16 protein-coding genes are annotated in these 16,409 nt (G+C 43.3%); 9 read left to right on the top strand and 7 right to left on the bottom strand.

Translation table 11 applies throughout. The annotated features are described in order from the left end of the window. Positions 1 to 42: 42 nt before the first annotated feature. Genes AC3CHU_RS24155 through AC3CHU_RS24140 form a run of 4 tightly spaced genes read right to left on the bottom strand, consistent with a single transcriptional unit; the run spans position 43 to position 4,665 of the window. Positions 43 to 2,199 (bottom strand): c-type cytochrome, encoded by a 2,157-nt coding sequence (locus AC3CHU_RS24155; protein WP_488525886.1) that lies wholly within the window; start codon positions 2,197 to 2,199, stop codon positions 43 to 45. Next, on the bottom strand, positions 2,196 to 2,810 hold the full coding sequence (locus tag AC3CHU_RS24150; protein ID WP_488525885.1) for a cbb3-type cytochrome c oxidase subunit II: 615 nt from the start codon (positions 2,808 to 2,810) through the stop codon (positions 2,196 to 2,198). The genes AC3CHU_RS24155 and AC3CHU_RS24150 overlap by 4 nt, the downstream gene beginning before the upstream one ends. Then, positions 2,811 to 4,235 (bottom strand): cytochrome-c oxidase, cbb3-type subunit I, encoded by a 1,425-nt coding sequence (gene ccoN / locus AC3CHU_RS24145; protein ID WP_488525884.1) that lies wholly within the window; start codon positions 4,233 to 4,235, stop codon positions 2,811 to 2,813. Between the two features lie 43 nt (positions 4,236 to 4,278). Continuing rightward, entirely contained in the window at positions 4,279 to 4,665 is a 387-nt protein-coding gene (locus AC3CHU_RS24140; protein ID WP_488519202.1) for a c-type cytochrome, read from the bottom strand. Between the two features lie 474 nt (positions 4,666 to 5,139). Here AC3CHU_RS24140 and AC3CHU_RS24135 point away from each other — a divergent pair, with 474 nt between their 5' ends. Further along, the gene (locus AC3CHU_RS24135) at positions 5,140 to 5,595 is read left to right on the top strand and encodes a putative pterin-binding protein (RefSeq protein ID WP_029405637.1); all 456 of its coding nucleotides are present in this window, start codon (positions 5,140 to 5,142) and stop codon (positions 5,593 to 5,595) included. A 9-nt stretch (positions 5,596 to 5,604) separates the two neighbouring features. Beyond that, complete coding sequence (locus AC3CHU_RS24130; RefSeq protein ID WP_019825037.1) at positions 5,605 to 6,630, top strand: GGDEF domain-containing protein; 1,026 nt, start codon at positions 5,605 to 5,607, stop codon at positions 6,628 to 6,630. A gap of 237 nt (positions 6,631 to 6,867) precedes the next feature. Here the strand turns inward: AC3CHU_RS24130 and AC3CHU_RS24125 are convergent, their stop codons facing one another. Next, a complete protein-coding gene (locus tag AC3CHU_RS24125; RefSeq protein ID WP_488519201.1) occupies positions 6,868 to 9,300 on the bottom strand; it encodes a putative bifunctional diguanylate cyclase/phosphodiesterase in 2,433 nt (810 codons plus the stop codon). A 3-nt stretch (positions 9,301 to 9,303) separates the two neighbouring features. Then, entirely contained in the window at positions 9,304 to 10,335 is a 1,032-nt protein-coding gene (locus AC3CHU_RS24120; RefSeq protein ID WP_019825033.1) for a polyamine ABC transporter substrate-binding protein, read from the bottom strand. Between the two features lie 362 nt (positions 10,336 to 10,697). Here AC3CHU_RS24120 and AC3CHU_RS24115 point away from each other — a divergent pair, with 362 nt between their 5' ends. The 6 genes from AC3CHU_RS24115 (at position 10,698) to AC3CHU_RS24090 (ending at position 14,475) form a co-directional block, all read left to right on the top strand. After that, entirely contained in the window at positions 10,698 to 11,348 is a 651-nt protein-coding gene (locus AC3CHU_RS24115) for a LysE family translocator (RefSeq protein ID WP_488519200.1), read from the top strand. 324 nt (positions 11,349 to 11,672) lie between these two features. Then, positions 11,673 to 12,473, top strand: a complete 801-nt coding sequence (locus tag AC3CHU_RS24110) for a PhzF family phenazine biosynthesis protein (RefSeq protein ID WP_488525883.1) — start codon at positions 11,673 to 11,675, stop codon at positions 12,471 to 12,473. A gap of 119 nt (positions 12,474 to 12,592) precedes the next feature. Then, entirely contained in the window at positions 12,593 to 13,096 is a 504-nt protein-coding gene (locus AC3CHU_RS24105) for a YgjV family protein (RefSeq protein ID WP_488519198.1), read from the top strand. A gap of 90 nt (positions 13,097 to 13,186) precedes the next feature. Then, positions 13,187 to 13,501 (top strand): cupin domain-containing protein, encoded by a 315-nt coding sequence (locus AC3CHU_RS24100; protein WP_488525882.1) that lies wholly within the window; start codon positions 13,187 to 13,189, stop codon positions 13,499 to 13,501. Between the two features lie 91 nt (positions 13,502 to 13,592). Further along, entirely contained in the window at positions 13,593 to 14,072 is a 480-nt protein-coding gene (locus AC3CHU_RS24095) for a GNAT family N-acetyltransferase (protein ID WP_488525881.1), read from the top strand. Between the two features lie 106 nt (positions 14,073 to 14,178). Continuing rightward, positions 14,179 to 14,475: a hypothetical protein gene (locus AC3CHU_RS24090; RefSeq protein WP_004730457.1), complete on the top strand. Its 297-nt coding sequence runs from the start codon at positions 14,179 to 14,181 to the stop codon at positions 14,473 to 14,475. A 127-nt stretch (positions 14,476 to 14,602) separates the two neighbouring features. Here the strand turns inward: AC3CHU_RS24090 and AC3CHU_RS24085 are convergent, their stop codons facing one another. Then, the gene (locus AC3CHU_RS24085; RefSeq protein ID WP_054546975.1) at positions 14,603 to 15,100 is read right to left on the bottom strand and encodes a fasciclin domain-containing protein; all 498 of its coding nucleotides are present in this window, start codon (positions 15,098 to 15,100) and stop codon (positions 14,603 to 14,605) included. A gap of 202 nt (positions 15,101 to 15,302) precedes the next feature. On the opposite strand from AC3CHU_RS24085, the gene AC3CHU_RS24080 reads away from it, so the two are divergent. Then, complete coding sequence (locus AC3CHU_RS24080) at positions 15,303 to 16,286, top strand: DUF2860 family protein (protein WP_488525880.1); 984 nt, start codon at positions 15,303 to 15,305, stop codon at positions 16,284 to 16,286. The last annotated feature ends 123 nt before the right edge of the window (positions 16,287 to 16,409 follow it).

Here is a 16,409-nt window from a genome sequence, read left to right as displayed (position 1 = left end):
TCGCTGATTATTGAGCCCATAGGCTACGCACAGCTACAGCGCCTATCGTATGTTAATGTTCTTATCTCGATTTTCGTACATTTCAGGTGTGGTGTGTAATCCACCCGCATAACCTGCTGCTTCAAGTGTTTCTCTTACCTCTCGAACATGCTCAGCCGTGACCGGTTCATTTCGGGCGCCAAGGTTTAAACGCACAAACGTGATTAGCTCGGCTAAGCGTTGATCCGACAATACATCCTCGAAACTTGCCATCGGCATGAAGTTTCGATCTTTGTCGAGATAGGTGGGTTGCAAGCCGCGCACCGTTACCGCAATGGTATTGAATGGGTCACTGTGCATGATAATACCGTTATTCAACAGAGTAGGGGCTATTGGGTCGCGACCTTTACCATCGTCACCATGACACGCCCCACAAGTTTGACGATACGTGGTGTAGATTTCACTGGCATACGCAGCTTCATCAAACCCTTTAGGCTGTAACTGAACGGCATCACTAGCAATGGTGTTGTTGATGTCCCCACTGAGTAGGTAATAGGACATCGACTCAATATCTTCACGTGTCATCAAACTTAGGCTGTTTTTCACTACATCAGCCATACCCGCAAAAGCGGTGCCTTTGTCTGAATGGCCTGTGTGTAAAAAGTCGGTGAGTGTTGCTTCATCCCAACCATCGACATAGAGCTCATTAGCTGTGATATCAGGCGCGTTCCAACCGTCGATCAAGTTACCTTGGAAAATACGTTCTGGTATCAGTGCTTGGGCAATGTTTCGTGGTGTATGGCACTCCGAACAGTGACCAAGTCCTGCGACCCAATACTTGCCTTGTTGCCACTTATCGACATTCTCAATTTCTCCTTTGAGCACCTCTGGTACTTCGTAATCAATCGGGTCGGTATCCATGAATACGATGTTCCAGCCAAGCAAACCTAAGCGAATATTGGATGGAAACATCATGCTGTTGTCATCATTGCGTCTCGGCACGGCGGTGATTGACTGCATGTATTCCCATAAATCGACCATGTCTTGGTCGGTGAGGTATTGATAAGAGGTGTAAGGCATTGCTGGGTACAGGTAACCATTTTTACCTTTACCTGCAACTAACGCGGCTCGGAAGTCATCAAAGTCATAAGTCCCAATCCCTTCGGTGGTGTGTGGAGTTATGTTGGTTGAATACACTGTGCCGAAAGGAGTAACAAACGGTAGGCCGCCAGCAAAGGGTTCGCCACCTTCTGCACTATGACAAGCTACACAGTCACCGGCATACGCTAGGTATTCACCACGTTCAACAGATTGAGTTTCTAGGTTCGCGAGTCTTTGTTGCTGCTCTGAGCCCGCATGTCTAATGTAAGCACCCAGTGCGAGTATTTCGTTCTCGGTGAGCTGCTCATCAAACGCAGGCATTAGGTTGTTCAAGCCTTTGTTGATAGTGTGTTGTATCTCTTCAATACTGCCGCCGTGCAACCAAATATCGTCTGAGAGATCAGGCACGCCAATCTCTGGGTTCGCAACAGAACCATCAGCGTGACAAGACGAGCAGTATTTTACAAACAGCTCTTTGCCGACTTTAACTTTTACTTCTGGAACATCGGTATGGCGTTGATTGAGGGAAGCTAAGTAGTAAGAAACCTTAGCCACTTCATCGGGGCGCATGATTTCGCTCCAACCTGGCATAGCACCGTTCCGACCTTTGGCGATCGAATGAATCACAGCTTCATCACTGCCACCATAGAGCCACTCTTGGTCTATTAGGTTAGGAAAGTGCTTTTGTCCCTGAGCATTATCTCGGTGACAAGCAGCGCAGTGAGTTTGGAACAGAATCCTACCGCTATTGACGATCTCTGGGACCGCAGCTAATCCCTCTAACGTAGTTTCGCTGGTTTGTGCAAATTGCTCATTGAGAGTGGTGGATGGTGAACTGAGTTTGTCGTCGCTTTGCTTCCAATCGACTAATCCTTCCCATTCGCCAAGCCCGGGGTAAAGCACTAAATAGCCTGCAGATAAAAGAAATGCCACTGCATAGCTTACAAATAACAGCTTAGGTGGAGGTGCATCTTTCTCTTCAATACCATCAAAGGTGCCAATGGTGTGGTCGTGATCGGCCTTGTGATTGCTACGCCAGTATTTAACGACAACAGACACCATCAGAATAAAGAATATTAAGGTTAAGAGTACCGCCCATAGATTCCAGAATGTGCTCATTGTGATACCTCCTGTGACGTATCTTTACCCAGGCTTTGTAAATAGCGAATCAGCGCTTCACCTTTGGTTTTGCCTCTTACTTGCAATCTGGCATCACCAATTTCTTGATCGGTATAAGGCACACCTAAGGTACGTAAAACCTCCATTTTGGCGCTGATATCATCGCCAGTAAGCGTCTGCTCAAACAGCCACGGGTAAGAGGGCATGATCGATGTAGGAACGACTTTTCTAGGATCAGTTAGGTGAATAACATGCCACTGGTCAGAATACTTTCTACCTAAGTTAGTGAGGTCAGGGCCGGTACGTTTAGAACCCCACAAGTTAGGAAATTCGTAAATATCGTCGGCTTCTTTATTCGGGCGACCATTACGTTTCACTTCTGGCTCTAGAGGGCGAACCATTTGTGTGTGACATACATGACAGCCTTCACTGATGTAAATGTCTCGTCCTGCTAACTCAAGAGGTGTGAGCGGCATTGCTAAGCTGCCTTTGGCAATATCGTCTCCACGGACAATGCTAGGCACTACCCAAACCAATAAAGAGAAGGAGGCCACGACAACAGTGGTCAAAATTAAAATGACGATTGAATGTGTAAAGTCTTTACTCATCATTTAAGCCCCCTCATTAACGGTGTGTTTAGCATCATGTACTGCGGGCATACGAACCGTTTTGTACAAGTTGAAAGCCATTAAGAACAATCCAAGTACAAACAGCGCACCACCAAAGAAACGCATGAATAGCCAAGGTGCTTTAAAGTCCATAGCTTCTACAAAACTGTAAATCAGTTCGCCATTTTCATTTTGAGCGAGCCACATATACCCCTCGCCGATGCCTGCGATCCATAGTGCTATTGCATAGATGGCGACGCCAGCATGAGCAAGCCAAAAGTGCCATTTAATCAGTCGTCGTGACCATAGATCGGTTTGGCCCCATAAGCGTGGAATGAAGTAGTAAAAAACCGCTATCCCTGACATTCCAACCCATCCGAGAGCCGCGGAATGGACGTGTCCTATGATCCATTCGGTGTTGTGTGCCACCATGTTGAACCAGCGAATAGCGAGTAACGGACCTTCGAATGTTGCTAAGCAGTAGTAAAGAATCGCTGAGAAAAAGAATAAAAGAATGTAGTCGGACTTCAGCTTTTCTTTGTTTTGTAGGAGGGTCATTGCACTATTGAACGCGCCCGCCCAAGAAGGGAGCCACAGGATCAAAGACATTACGATGCCGATGTTCTGAATCCAGATAGGAACGGAAGAGTAAACCAAATGGTGCGTTCCGGCCCACGTGTAAAAGCCGACCAAGCCCCAGAAATGGATCACAGACAAACGGTACGAATAGATAGGTCGATCCGCTGCTTTGGGTATGAAATAGTAATTCATACCAATCACACCAGCAGTCAGCAAGAAGCCGACGGCATTATGTCCCCACCACCACTGAACAATCGCATCTTGAGCGCCTGCAAACACAGAGTAAGACTTCATCGCCAACACAGGCATCGCGAGGTTGTTCACGATGAAAATCATTGCAACGACGATGATGAAAGCAGCAAAGAACCAGTTAGCCACGAAGATATGGCTGACCTTACGCTTAGCAAGGGTGCCAAAGAACAACACCGCATACAGCACCCAAACCAGTACAATCATTAAGTCGATTGGCCATTCAAGCTCCGCATACTCTTTTGAGCTGGTGTGTCCTGCGGGTAACGAAATGACCGCAAGTAACAAGATGAATTGCCAGCCCCAAAATACCATCCATGAAAGGCTTTTATTGAACAAGTCACAATGGCCTGTTCGCTGGGCAATGTATAAAGACGTCCCCATCAAGATATTCACGACGAAGCCGTAAATTACTCCAGAGGTATGTAGCGGACGCAGTCGACCAAATTGGAAATATTGAGAATCAAAGTTTAAGACTGGCCAATATAATTGCGCGGCGAGAATCACGCCGATGATCATACCTACGATCGCCCACACTAAGGATGCGACGATGAAGTACTTCACGACCTTAATGCTGTATTGCGTTGTCACTTGTTCCATAACAAGGCTCCTTGCCTAGAGGTTTTGAACCGCTGACTTAATTTTATTCGTTGACTTCATTTGAATCGCCAAGCGAGCTTGCTTCGTTGCCGAGCACTGAATAGAAATAGGAAATGTCACGGATGTCTTGGTCTGAGAGCGTGTCGGCTTGTTGTTGCATGAGAATCGCTAAGCCACTGGTTCTTTCTCGAGTCTGGTAATCTTTCAGTGAGGAGATGAGATAACCCACTTTTTGACCGCGAAGGTTCGGGTAGGGGTCTTGTGTTGAGATGCCATCAGCGCCATGACAAGTCATGCACACTTTGGCTTTTTGTTTACCTAACTCGAATTGTTCTTGGTTAACTTCGGCAGAAACAGGAAACATGACCAGCGTCATTACCAGGGTAGAAAGTATCGCCATGGGGTTAAATTTTTTTATATTCAAACTCATTCTCGATTCCCTTGATTATGAAATGAGTAAGCTTTCTAAGATCAATACACGAGATCAACTGGTGAAGTAGAAACGACTGGAACCCGTTATTAAGTCTCTTAAAGCTGCTTACGTTCGATTAAAGGTTATGCAGCAACCAGCATTCTCGCTACTTACTTACTCATATTTATTGTTAATTTTGTTGTTTGATACGTATTCATAAGGCTTATTGGTTTACTTCCGCAGAGTAAAATACGAGTTTTTGTTACTAGACGGTCGAGAAGGAATACGTCAAGCGGGTAGGGAGTGCTGAACGAGAGCGGTGATGGAAGCGACAGAGAAGTGAGAGAGAAACTGCGAAGCTATTGAAAAACAGCGAGGTGTAGGGGGCCTTAGGGATAAATCGATACCAATCAATCTGAGTGGTATCGGTACAAGTTAAATGGTCAATTTATACTAGACTCAATTTAGTGACCTTTTTAAATGGAGTTTAGAATGAGAACTGTATTCTTGTTGATGCTTTGGCTTTGCTCGTTTTCGATTTTTGCAGCCTCAGAGTTAACGGTTTTCGACCACTCCGGGCAAAAGCATGGTTTTAGTAGAGAGCAACTCCTGTCACTTCCTCAAAAAGAAATTACTACCACCTTGCCTTGGGTCGAAGGGCTGACCGTTTATAGTGGTGTGACGTTACAAACGGTGCTTGAAAATATAGATCTACCGATATCATCACAAGTTACTTTCGTAGCATTGAATGACTATAAAATTGCGGTGCCCAAAGAAGATTTTGATACCTATGAACCCATCATTGCGATTAAAAAGAATGGTGAGTTGATGTCTGTGAGGGAGAAAGGCCCGTTTTGGTTGATTTACCCAATCTCTGCGAACCCTGAGACCAATACCCCTGATTTCCATGCCAAGATGATTTGGCAGATTCGTGATATTCATCTGTAGAGGCTAATTATGAAGAAGCTGTTGTCTATGGCTGCAATCAAAGTCGTTGTTTTGTCTTTGGCCGTGGTTGTTCTATCCGTCAATATCTACAGCGTTACTCGAATTAATGACATCAACAAGAGCTTTTCTAATCGCCAAAATGAGGCTACATGGTTTGTTTTTCAACTTGTCAAAGAGTATGCAAACTTCTTGATGGTTAGCCACGCAAAGAAGATTGATTATGATGAACTTTGGTTGGCTTATGACATTACATGGAGTCGCTTTGATATTCTGATCAACAGCACTGAATCGTCCAATTTTATTCGCTCAGCAAACTTTAAGCCTTACTTTACCGCAGAGTTTGAAAAGTTTAAGTCGCTAGAATCGTCAATCAAGTTGGTCAGTACAGGGCAATTACCTAAAGAATCGCTGCAGAAGAAAGTTGATATTTGCTACACCACTTTGGTCGAATTCATTAACGAAAAGTTTCGATTACAAAGCCCAGTTATTGAAGAAAATACGTCCATAGTAGGCAAATTTGTTGTTGTTCACCAAATCAGCAGCGCCTTTCTTGTTTTGATTTTGTTGATGACAGGCATCATTTTCTATCTCGATTTTTCCATCAAACGAAAACTTTATTCTACCGACTTCATTACAGGCTTTCGTAATCGAGTATCGTTAATGAAATTTGTTAAGAACAGCTATCCTACAAACGGTAACTTCGACCTTTACTTTGTACGAATCAGAAATCTCAGTGAGATAAACCAAAAGTATGGGCTTGAATATGGAGACTTGGTGGTGAGTTCAGCCGCTAAGTCTCTGACGGCAAAGGTTCCGGAAAGTACTATCTCGTTTCGTAGTAGTGGCAGCCAATTTCTATTCTTCATTCCTGAGCACTTGTACACAAGTGATGAGATACAGGAAAAGTTCAATGACGTGCTCAAGGACTATATCTCGGCGGGCAATTTAGAATTGATGATTGACGCTGTAGTCAGGCATAAGAAGAATATCAGCTCTAAAGATATGATGGAGCTATTAACGACAATGCAGAGCTAATCTCCGCATTAGCGATAAGTTAAATCGTCAGGTTTTGTTTGCTTTTTGCTCGCCATTCTCCCGCTTCACTATCATGGCCTTTGCCATCCTTTATTTGCCTCCTCATTCAATGTGTAGCCAACGCAGAGCTCCTGCACTGATGAAGATAGTCCTACTACTAGTTATAGCTATAGTGGATTGCAACGCTTGGATAGGAAGGGAGGCCTTGAAGTTTAGGTTTAGGTTTAAGGTTTAAGGTTACTGCTTTTGAGTGAGAGCAACGATTCGCTCGTTAGATCTCGAACTGGTAACAGACTGCGGGTTTAAAATTGCTTGCGGATTATGGTCTCGCACAAACTCGATGAATTCCAGATAAGTGAGTGGTTGGCTAAAGAAGTAGCCTTGTATTAGGTCACAGTTCGCTTTTTTAAGGTAATGATACTGTTCTATGGACTCGACACCTTCTGCGACGATTCGCGTGTCACAAGAGTGGCCTAAGTTAACCATAGATTCGACCATCTTACGGTCGGCTTTGCCGTCTACCATGTTATCGATAAAGCTCTTATCAATTTTTAGCTCATCCACAGGGTAGTGGAGTAGCTGGTTGAAGGCTGTGTATCCAGTACCAAAGTCATCAAGTGAAACCTTTAAGCCTAGGCTTCTGATTCTCTCGATAGTCTGTACCGTAAGCTTGGTACTTTTCACGTAACTGGTCTCAGTTATCTCGATAATAATGTTGCTAGGAGGTACTTGGTACCGTTCGATAACCTTACGAATATTGTCGGCAAAATTGCGGTTGTATAGCTCCATTGCTGAAATGTTAATGGATAAGGTACCTTTGTACTTGTGGATTTCTGAGAGCTCTTTATAGCTCTTGATAGCGGTGCTAATAACCCACATATCGAGTTTGGATATGAGGTTGCTCTTCTCTGCTGCAGGTATGAATTCGTCTGGACCCGCGTTTATGGCAAATAAAGCAGGGCAACGAACCAAACACTCAGCGCCATCTACCTGAAGTGTTTTAGCGTTGAAAATAGGCATAAAGCGAAGTTCAAAGTTATCACTTTCACAGCACTCTAAAAGCCTTTTTTCTATAATGTCGTGTCTCTCTAACGTGTGTAATAACTCCTCGCCATAAACAATACGGCTTTCTCCATCATTGTGAGATTTTGCACGGAGCAACATCTCATCAATACATCGGTGCCAAATTTCTTCAAACTTTGGTGTGTCGAGCGGTAAAACACCTGTTGCGAGTGATAACCTAAATCCATAGTAATCAAGGAACGTAGTGCTAGTCAGCGTATTATTGATGTTCTCTATTTCTTCGTTTATCACTTGGCTTTTATTCATTTCTAAAATGGCGATAAACTGATTCCCCCCAAGCCTTGCTATGGAGTAGTCATTGCAATTGAAACCGGAAGATGACTGTTGGTTTTGTAGAGTATCTCTCAGCACTCTAGTTAAGTTTATTAGTACATTATCACCAACTTTGGCACCGTAGAGATCGTTGATTTTACGGAAGTCGATGATGTCCCAACAAACCACATAGCAGTGTGGGTTCATTGAACTCTTGAGGCGTACATCAAGGTGACGTATGAACGAACGTCGGTTGGCTAACTTGGTGAGTTGATCAAACTCAGCTTCGAATTTTAATTCCGTCAACGAGTCAATGTACGCGTTCTTTAAGCCATCAATTTCACTTTGCCCCGATGAACGCTTGAAATACCTAAGCTTGAGCCCGCCGATCGATATCTCTTGCAGTAAGTCTTTAAGCGGGCGCACAAGTTGGTAACGCACCACTAAATGCACGATCAACATGATCGTAAAGAGAGTGCCAAAGCCACCTAACAAGGTTTGTTTAGCGATGATGGCTTTCTCATGGTTGAACTTTTGTTCTCGAATATTTACTTGCGCGATGAGATGTCGGCTGGTCATCTGCACATTGATATTATCTTGGGTTTGCTCAATTGATTTGATAACGAATTGGGTATTTGCGATGTTGGCAGCGTCTGAGGATGGCTCGATTAAGAACTGAATATTGTCATCGTCATTGTATTTGATTAATAAGCTAGAGAGTTGTATCAGAGGTCCGTCAGCAATCAAAATGTAGCGATTTAAACTGCTACTTGCACGTTTATCTTGAGGAAGGAGGTAAGGGTCAATTGCCGCAACATACGAATATCTGAGCTCGCCACTAATCGAGACATAAGAGAAGCCTTCGTAGGAGAGTTCCTTCTTGCTGATTAACGAGGTGTATATGTCGAAGACTCTTTCATAAATCTTGTCAGGGATTTTTAGCTCCTCGAAAGGATCGGCTCTGAGAGTCGAAAGCGTTAATTTGAACTTAGGGTCCACGATATAAACATTGCGTTGCCCAAATTGATTGACGTGATTCTGGCTTAATACTCGGAGTACTCGTTTTTCCAATAGCGATAGAGTCGTGTAGTCGCCAGGATTTTGAATGTAGCGGAGGAACTGCAACGAAGAACCGATATCTTTAACTAGTAAGGACAAGCCGAGCTGCTCGTATTCCGCCGCGACTAAAGCGGTGTTCACATCAGATTGCACCTTGTCCAAATACATGTGCTTAGCATGATTTGATGCGAAGTTGTACATCACGATTCCTGCTATCAGGAGCACAAATGTCAGCGTTGGTAAAAGTACAAAATAGAGCTTCTTCAATACTGGCATGAGTTATCTCAAACTGTCGACAATACGATTGCGAATTTGAATGCTACTCGGTTCTAACGGCTGATAAAGGTAGCTGCGATCTAATACTTCTTTATTCGGGAAAAGCTCGGGATCGTTTTGATACTCCTGAGAAGTGAGTGCTTTTGCTTTTGAACTTGGCGTTGCAAACCATGAATCCATTGCGTTTTGAGCGGCGATTTCGGGTTGCGATAAGAAGGCGAGAATCGTGGTTGCCTGTGGAGATCGCTCTCCGTTGTTAATTGCAGCCATACACTCTAACCATAAGGTTGTTCCTTCTAGAGGCACTGTGTAGGCCCAAGATGCCTCAGGTTCGGCATCATTAAGCACATAGCTGTCACCTGAGTATCCGTAGGCGAGGTCGATATTGGCTAAGCGCTCAAGCTGGTGGATGTGGTCGATGACATACTCATTGCTTTCAAGATGTGGTTTTTGCAGTTGTAGCGTTTTGTACGCAACACGAAGTTCTTGCTCATTATTAGTAAATGGGTTAAATCGATTGACCAATAACGCCGTGCTCACCAAGTCGGTGGGGTCGTAGTACATACTTATACGGCCACTGACTTTAGAGTCGGGTTCAAGAATCGCCATCCAAGATTCTGGGGCGGAGATTCTATCACTGCGATATAGGATACCGGATGTTCCCCAAGCGTAAGGAATACCATATTCACCGCATCCATCTGCCCACCTGGGATCAAAATTGCTTTCAATGGATTGTTGTAAGTCACTTAGGTTATGGAACAGGTTTTGTTTGGCTAATGCCTTAAGTTTTACGCTTTCGATGATGACCAGTTCAAAAGCGCCTCGACGCTCGCTTAATAGAACCTCATCCCTTATTGACTCATCAGAGAAGAATTGTTGCTTTAGTGAGATGCCGTAGGTATCACTCAACTGAGTAACGACGCTGTCAGATAAAAATTCATCCCAATTGTAGAGATAAATATCATGCTGCTGGCCAAATACAGGGCTAGCCAAAAAGGATGTTGACGCAAGTATTGATACGCAAAACGCTTTCACTGACGGATTCCCTTTCGTACGTGATAACTAAATCGTAGCCCAAAATCTGCAACCTGATTCAAATTTACGACTCTTATTTTAGTACAACCTAATGCAATGCATGCGAACACCAACTTTTAATTACCAAAATAGAAGGGAAATGAGTCTGGGTTATGAGATCGCTAGGCAAAATAATGGATTAACTATCTAAACTAAATGTTGGAAAGTCGGTTATTAGAGCGTCTTTACCTAACGAGGCTTATGAAAACGTGTTGTCCGTCTGATTCTCTTCGTATCGAAGCATTAATTATGAACCAAAAAACCAACCGCAAGTTAATTATGCGATAATAATGCATTAAATTTCAAAATAAGGACGTTGATTTATGGATGCAGGTTTAGTTGGGATTTTTGTTACCGTGGCGATTGCTCATTTTTTGGCGTTGTTGAGCCCCGGACCAGACTTTGTGATTGTGGTGAAGAGTGCTGTTCGAAATAAGGGAAAAAAAGCCCTAGGCGTTGCATTCGGTATTGCCAGTGCGAATGCGGTTTATATTGCTTTGTGCTTGGTTGGTGTTGGCTCGATTCTAGCGGCATCCGTTTCTATTATGATTGCACTCAAGATCATTGGTGGTGTGTTTCTTGTTTATCTTGCTGTACAAGCGATAAGAGCGAAAAAATGCAATTACAGTAATTTCGATGTTGACGAAGAAGGTGCCTCCAATCAAACCACTTTTCTTAAAGAATTCCTCACCGGTTTTCTATCGGGCATCCTTAACCCTAAAAACCTTTTGTTCTATTTGAGCTTATTTACTGTTGTACTGAACAATGACGTTGGCTTCATGTTTAAGTTAGGTCTAGGTATTTGGATGACGGTGGTTGTATTTGTATGGGATGCGGCGATCATCTTCCTGCTATCTGCACCTAAAGTGCGTCAAGAGTTTACACGTGTTGCTTACTATATTGATAAAGTGACAGGAGTCATGCTGGGGCTACTTGGCTTGACTATTGTGAAATCTGCTCTAGTCCGCCAGTAGATTATATTGAATTATAATTACTTGGTAAGCTTACGTTCGTAGCTCGATATGGTGTCGGTGTGCCACGAATGTGAGCTTGTTTCCTGCCAGGCTGATACGTTTTATCTTTTATCTGCTCGATTATAAACCTTCTGCTTAATCCACGAATTCTTTGCATAACTCTTTGTTTGTCATTTCTTTTGTTTCTGATTAAGTATCTATAAATTTGTTTCTAAAGACTTGTAGCACAAGGTGATTGTGCTTATTGTGGGCAGCAATATCTAGGTTATGTCCCAACGAGCCATGATTGCCGGTTTGGGAAATGTTGTGCATTTAGGAGCCATTGTGGATTTAGAGATATATCAAGTAGATTCGTTTACAACTCAAGCGTTTAAAGGGAACCCTGCCGGGGTCTGTATCTCCAAAGAGCCGTTGGATGAGTCGTTAATGTTTTCAATCGCTGAAGAGATGGCGGTATCTGAAACGGCTTTTCTCGCGCTTAACACTATGACGCTTAAATGGTTTACTCCCGAAGTCGAAGTGAAGCTGTGTGGACATGGCACACTGGCAACGGTTCATGTGATGAAAGAACAAGGACTGCTTGAGACAGGTGATAAGGTCGTGTTTAACACCTTATCTGGGGAATTATCTGCCGCCGTTTGTGAATCGTCTATCGAGCTTGATTTTCCTAGCTCCGAACTGTCATTAGATTCTGAACCCAACCTCACGCTGCTTGAACATCTAGGTTTAGAGCCGCATCAAGTCGTATCATTCCAAGAATTTGACTCTAAGCAGTTAATCGAAGTCGTTGATGAGCGCGTTCTATTGGATTTGTCGCCAAACTTTGACTCCTTGAAACGCATGGATGGTAGAGGTGTTGTGGTAACGGCAGTTCCATCAAATCCTGAACTTGATTTTGTTTCTCGTTACTTTGCGCCATGGGTGGGTGTTAATGAAGACCCTGTCACTGGTTCGGCACATTGTGCATTGACGCAGCACTGGGCAGAAAAGCAAAACAAAAGTAGTTTCAATGCTTATCAGGCGTCTCGTCGTGGTGGCTATATGTCGACAGAGTTATTAGCTAACGGGCGAATAAAGTTAATCGGTTCTGCTATCACTGTGATTAGTGGTGTGTTGAAACTTTAGTTCTCTGTTGAAGCTTTAGATCACTGCTGCCGTATTTTTGAATTAACCAAGAGAGTTTCTTTGGCTATTCATGGTTGAACGAAACGGCTCGGCGTAATGTTATTATTGAAGGAATCACCGTGTCAGCCTTTTATCTTTCTCAAGTATTAGTCGCGATTGCGATCTGTTTCGATCTTTTGTCATTCCAGTTTAAGGAAAGGAAGAAAATCGTCACTTGTCTGTTCTTTGCTGGTGTGCTTATTTCGAGTCACTTTATTCTTCTCGAACAATGGACAGCGGCGAGCCTAATGACGATTGCCACTGTTCGCTATTTAACGAGCGTGTTTTCTACATCGTCTAAGTTTAAATATTTGTTCTGTTCCATGTCGGTGGTCGCAACGGCCGTGACTTACTCAGGATTAACCAGTGTATTGAGCTGTTTTGCCTCGGTGTTTCAAACCTTTGCCGCCTTCAATAAAGATGACCGTCGATTAAGAGAGTTGATGATCATCGGAACCAGCTTTTGGCTAGTTCACAATTACTTAGTAGGCTCTCCTACGGCTGTACTGATGGAAGCCCTGTTTATCTGCAGTAACTTGGTGGGTTATTACCGTTTTTACTTCAAAAAGAGTGCTGCTGCCTAGGTTTCGGCTTTCTACTGTTTATTAAGTTAAAGAACCACAAGCTTTAAAGCGCAGCACCAGATTACAGTTAACAAGGATTAGGAGAGTTCGATGTCTAATATTTACGCTGATGTTCCTTCGTCAATGCCCAATGAAATATTCAATGACCTGCTTGCGAACGACAGTGTTCGAATCGAAAGAATATTGTCTCATGGTCAGAGTTCCCCTGAAGAGGGTTGGTATGACCAAGATGAGAATGAGTGGGTAATGGTGATCGAAGGTCAAGGTGTGATTGAGTTTGAAGATGGACGCGTTGTGACTTTATCAAAAGGGGATTACATCAACATTTCCGCAAGAGAAAAGCACAAGGTTATTGGTACGGACAAAGACATGGTGACGATCTGGTTGGCTGTGTTTTATCGTTGAAACTCTTTGTTCTATAGTCGACTCATTCAGAGAGCACATAGGGATAATACTTTACCTGTCCAATACACTAGATACATGAAAGGACTATGTCGTGGTTAGAATTCGAAATTACCAAACCAGTGATGCTAAGGCGTTGTGGGAGATTTACTTTCATACCGTTCGCAATGTTAATGTTCGAGATTATTCTCAGCAGCAAGTAGAAGCTTGGGCACCAAGTAGCTTTGACTCTGAGCTTTGGCAAAAGCGTATGAACGAGTTACTACCTTTTGTGGCTGAGCTAGATGGTTGCGTTGTTGGTTATACTGACCTGCAACCCAATGGCTTGATTGATCATTTCTTCTGTCATCATGAATGCCAGGGTAAAGGCGTTGGAAGAGCGCTAATGGAACATGTTCTTGCTGTTGGTCGTGTTCGTGGTGTATCGCGGTATTTCTCTGAAGTAAGTATTACCGCAAGGCTTTTCTATGAACACCTTGGTTTTAAGGTCGTTAATGAGCAGGAAGTTGAAATGCGTGGCGTAAAACTCACCAATTACGTGATGGAGAAGGTAGTGCCTTCAGACGAACGGTAATCTCATTTTTGTTACAGTTTTCACCTGTTTTTGGTTCTCTTCTTAAAGAAAAATCATCACTTTAGCGATAATATTCACTGCAACTAATTTGAGTGAAGGAAGTAACGTGGGAATTGAAGCTTTAGCGTTTGTGATGGACGCATTAATAACAGCATGCTGCATGTATATCGCCTCCAAAATGTCTTTCGTGGTCGCAGACTTTAAATCCCTTCTTACTATTGCTGTAATCGTTGCTTTGGTGTCATTGATTCCGACAGTGGGTTGGGTGTTGGGGTTGATTCTGTTTGTGTTCCTTCTCGGGAAAGCGACGCACTCTAGTATTGGTGATTGCATCTGGGTGGTGGTCTTCACGAAGGTGGTGTCGATGGCGGCATTTCTAATATTCGGCCGCTTGTTTGTGTAACTCGGGTTCTTGTTGATATAAAGGCAGCCTCGCTTGGCTTGAGACCGTGATTAACTTTTTAGTTAAAAGATGAAAAGGGCGTGACCTGTCACACCCTCTTAAAAGACTTTGACCGATATTGTATTTCTTATTTAGGCAACAGCACAGCGTCAATCACATGGATAACACCATTGCTAGCCTCAACGTCTGGCATAATAACTTTAGCGTTGTCTATCATTACGTTGCCGTCATCAATCGCTATCATTACCGCACCGCCTTGAACCGTTACTGCGCTATTTAATTTCATAACTTCAGCTGCCATGATTTTACCTGGTATTACATGGTATGTGAGCACTGCAACTAATTTGTCTTTGTTTTCTGGCTTCAACAACATGTCGACCGTTCCTTCTGGTAACGCAGCAAATGCCTCATCAGTGGGAGCTAATACGGTGAAAGGGCCTTCACCTTTCAATGTGTCAACTAAGTCCGCTGCTTTTACTGCAGCCACTAAGGTATTGAAAGAGCCGTTTTCAGCCGCAACATCAACGATGTCTTTCTTCATCTCGTGGTGGTTAGCGTGAGCAAAAGCCGTAAAAAGAAGCGTCGCAACTAGCACTGATGTGGTTTTGATTAATTTGTTAAACATATTGTCTTCCTTTGAGTTTTGTCCGTTATTTTCGAGAAGTTCTACGAAAGCTTAAAAGCGATAGATCAACTAATTGCACCTTTGAACCTATTTTTTAGACACCCAATTCGTCAGTTGAATGAATGTCTCCGTTAAATAGTTGTTATAATTTTAATTTAATACATATAGTTAACGGGTGATTATTCAATTAATGGATGTGAATATGAGGTTTGTTTTACCAGTTGTATTTTCGGCATTCGCTTCAATGCCAGCTTATAGTGGCCTTGCACCAACGGAAGGTTTCAGTGGTAACTTCAGTGTCTTGACGGGTGTATCTTCTGATAGCAGTAACTTGAGCACCGAGCAAGACGCGAATCAAGCAACTAACACCAAGGAGGGGGACAGCGAAAATCTAGGGCTACTCGGTTTTTTGGGTACGGTTCAATATACCTTTGGTGAGTCACTGACTCATCAAGTGTATGCGGGTACCACTCGAGAGGATATTGCAACAGGTACCATTGCTTTTGAGATTGGTTATCGACATCAGCTATCTGGAGGCACAATATTGGATTTTTCTGTTCTTCCTACGCTTATCTCGGGCAAGGCTTGGACGGATCCGTATGCTGTTGGCGTTAATCGAAATGAAACGGATGTGAAAGGTAATGTAGGACGACTGCAGCTCACTAATATCGGTGGAACTGGTTTTCGAACGGATCTCGCATTTGGGCAATCTGATGTTGATGAAGAGCTATCTGGTAGCCAAGGCTTATCTCCGGAAAATGCTGTGCTGCTGGATAGGGAAAGAACCTATGTGTACGCCAAAGCAGGGTACCGCTTTATCTTGCCAAACCAAGCAGGTCTATTTGTTCCTTCAATGGTGTATTTCCACTCAGACGCAGAAGGAGGAGCACTCAGCTTCGATAGTTATGGTATTGAATTAAACTACGCAAAGAGAATCGGTCGTCATGGTTTTGTTGTCACCCTAGATGCAAGTGATCGTGAATATGATGAGTCGAATCCAATTTACGGGCAAGTACGTGAAGAGAATGAATTCGGTGCATTCTTAGCTTATGAGTTTGGTAGCTTAATGGGTTATGAAGATTGGTCGTTTATTTCATTACTCGGTGTAAGGTCGATTGACTCTAAGATTGACTTTTACAGCTCTGAACAAGCATTAGCGAGTGTTGGTGTTGACTACAAATTCTGATATTCACACTGCGTAAACAATACTAATCAAAGCAGAAGCAGAAGCAGAAGCAGAAGCTCAGTCTTTCTATTTGTTTAATTATTTCGGGCACTTACACTTTCAAAGGTTGTAGGTGCCCGTTGC

Source organism: Vibrio sp. QJM3NY_39 (assembly GCF_057785895.1).
Note: the sequence above shows the minus strand (reverse complement) of the source record. Positions and strands in the feature narration are given on the sequence as shown.

What these genes read in the sequence shown, in the direction of transcription:
- AC3CHU_RS24155 (WP_488525886.1), bottom strand. Translation starts at nt 2,199, where the DNA reads ATGAGCACATTCTGGAATCTATGGGCGGTACTCTTAACCTTAATATTC.
- AC3CHU_RS24150 (WP_488525885.1), bottom strand. Translation starts at nt 2,810, where the DNA reads ATGATGAGTAAAGACTTTACACATTCAATCGTCATTTTAATTTTGACC.
- ccoN (WP_488525884.1), bottom strand. Translation starts at nt 4,235, where the DNA reads ATGGAACAAGTGACAACGCAATACAGCATTAAGGTCGTGAAGTACTTC.
- AC3CHU_RS24140 (WP_488519202.1), bottom strand. Translation starts at nt 4,665, where the DNA reads ATGAGTTTGAATATAAAAAAATTTAACCCCATGGCGATACTTTCTACC.
- AC3CHU_RS24135 (WP_029405637.1), top strand. Translation starts at nt 5,140, where the DNA reads ATGAGAACTGTATTCTTGTTGATGCTTTGGCTTTGCTCGTTTTCGATT.
- AC3CHU_RS24130 (WP_019825037.1), top strand. Translation starts at nt 5,605, where the DNA reads ATGAAGAAGCTGTTGTCTATGGCTGCAATCAAAGTCGTTGTTTTGTCT.
- AC3CHU_RS24125 (WP_488519201.1), bottom strand. Translation starts at nt 9,300, where the DNA reads ATGCCAGTATTGAAGAAGCTCTATTTTGTACTTTTACCAACGCTGACA.
- AC3CHU_RS24115 (WP_488519200.1), top strand. Translation starts at nt 10,698, where the DNA reads ATGGATGCAGGTTTAGTTGGGATTTTTGTTACCGTGGCGATTGCTCAT.
- AC3CHU_RS24100 (WP_488525882.1), top strand. Translation starts at nt 13,187, where the DNA reads ATGTCTAATATTTACGCTGATGTTCCTTCGTCAATGCCCAATGAAATA.
- AC3CHU_RS24085 (WP_054546975.1), bottom strand. Translation starts at nt 15,100, where the DNA reads ATGTTTAACAAATTAATCAAAACCACATCAGTGCTAGTTGCGACGCTT.
- AC3CHU_RS24080 (WP_488525880.1), top strand. Translation starts at nt 15,303, where the DNA reads ATGAGGTTTGTTTTACCAGTTGTATTTTCGGCATTCGCTTCAATGCCA.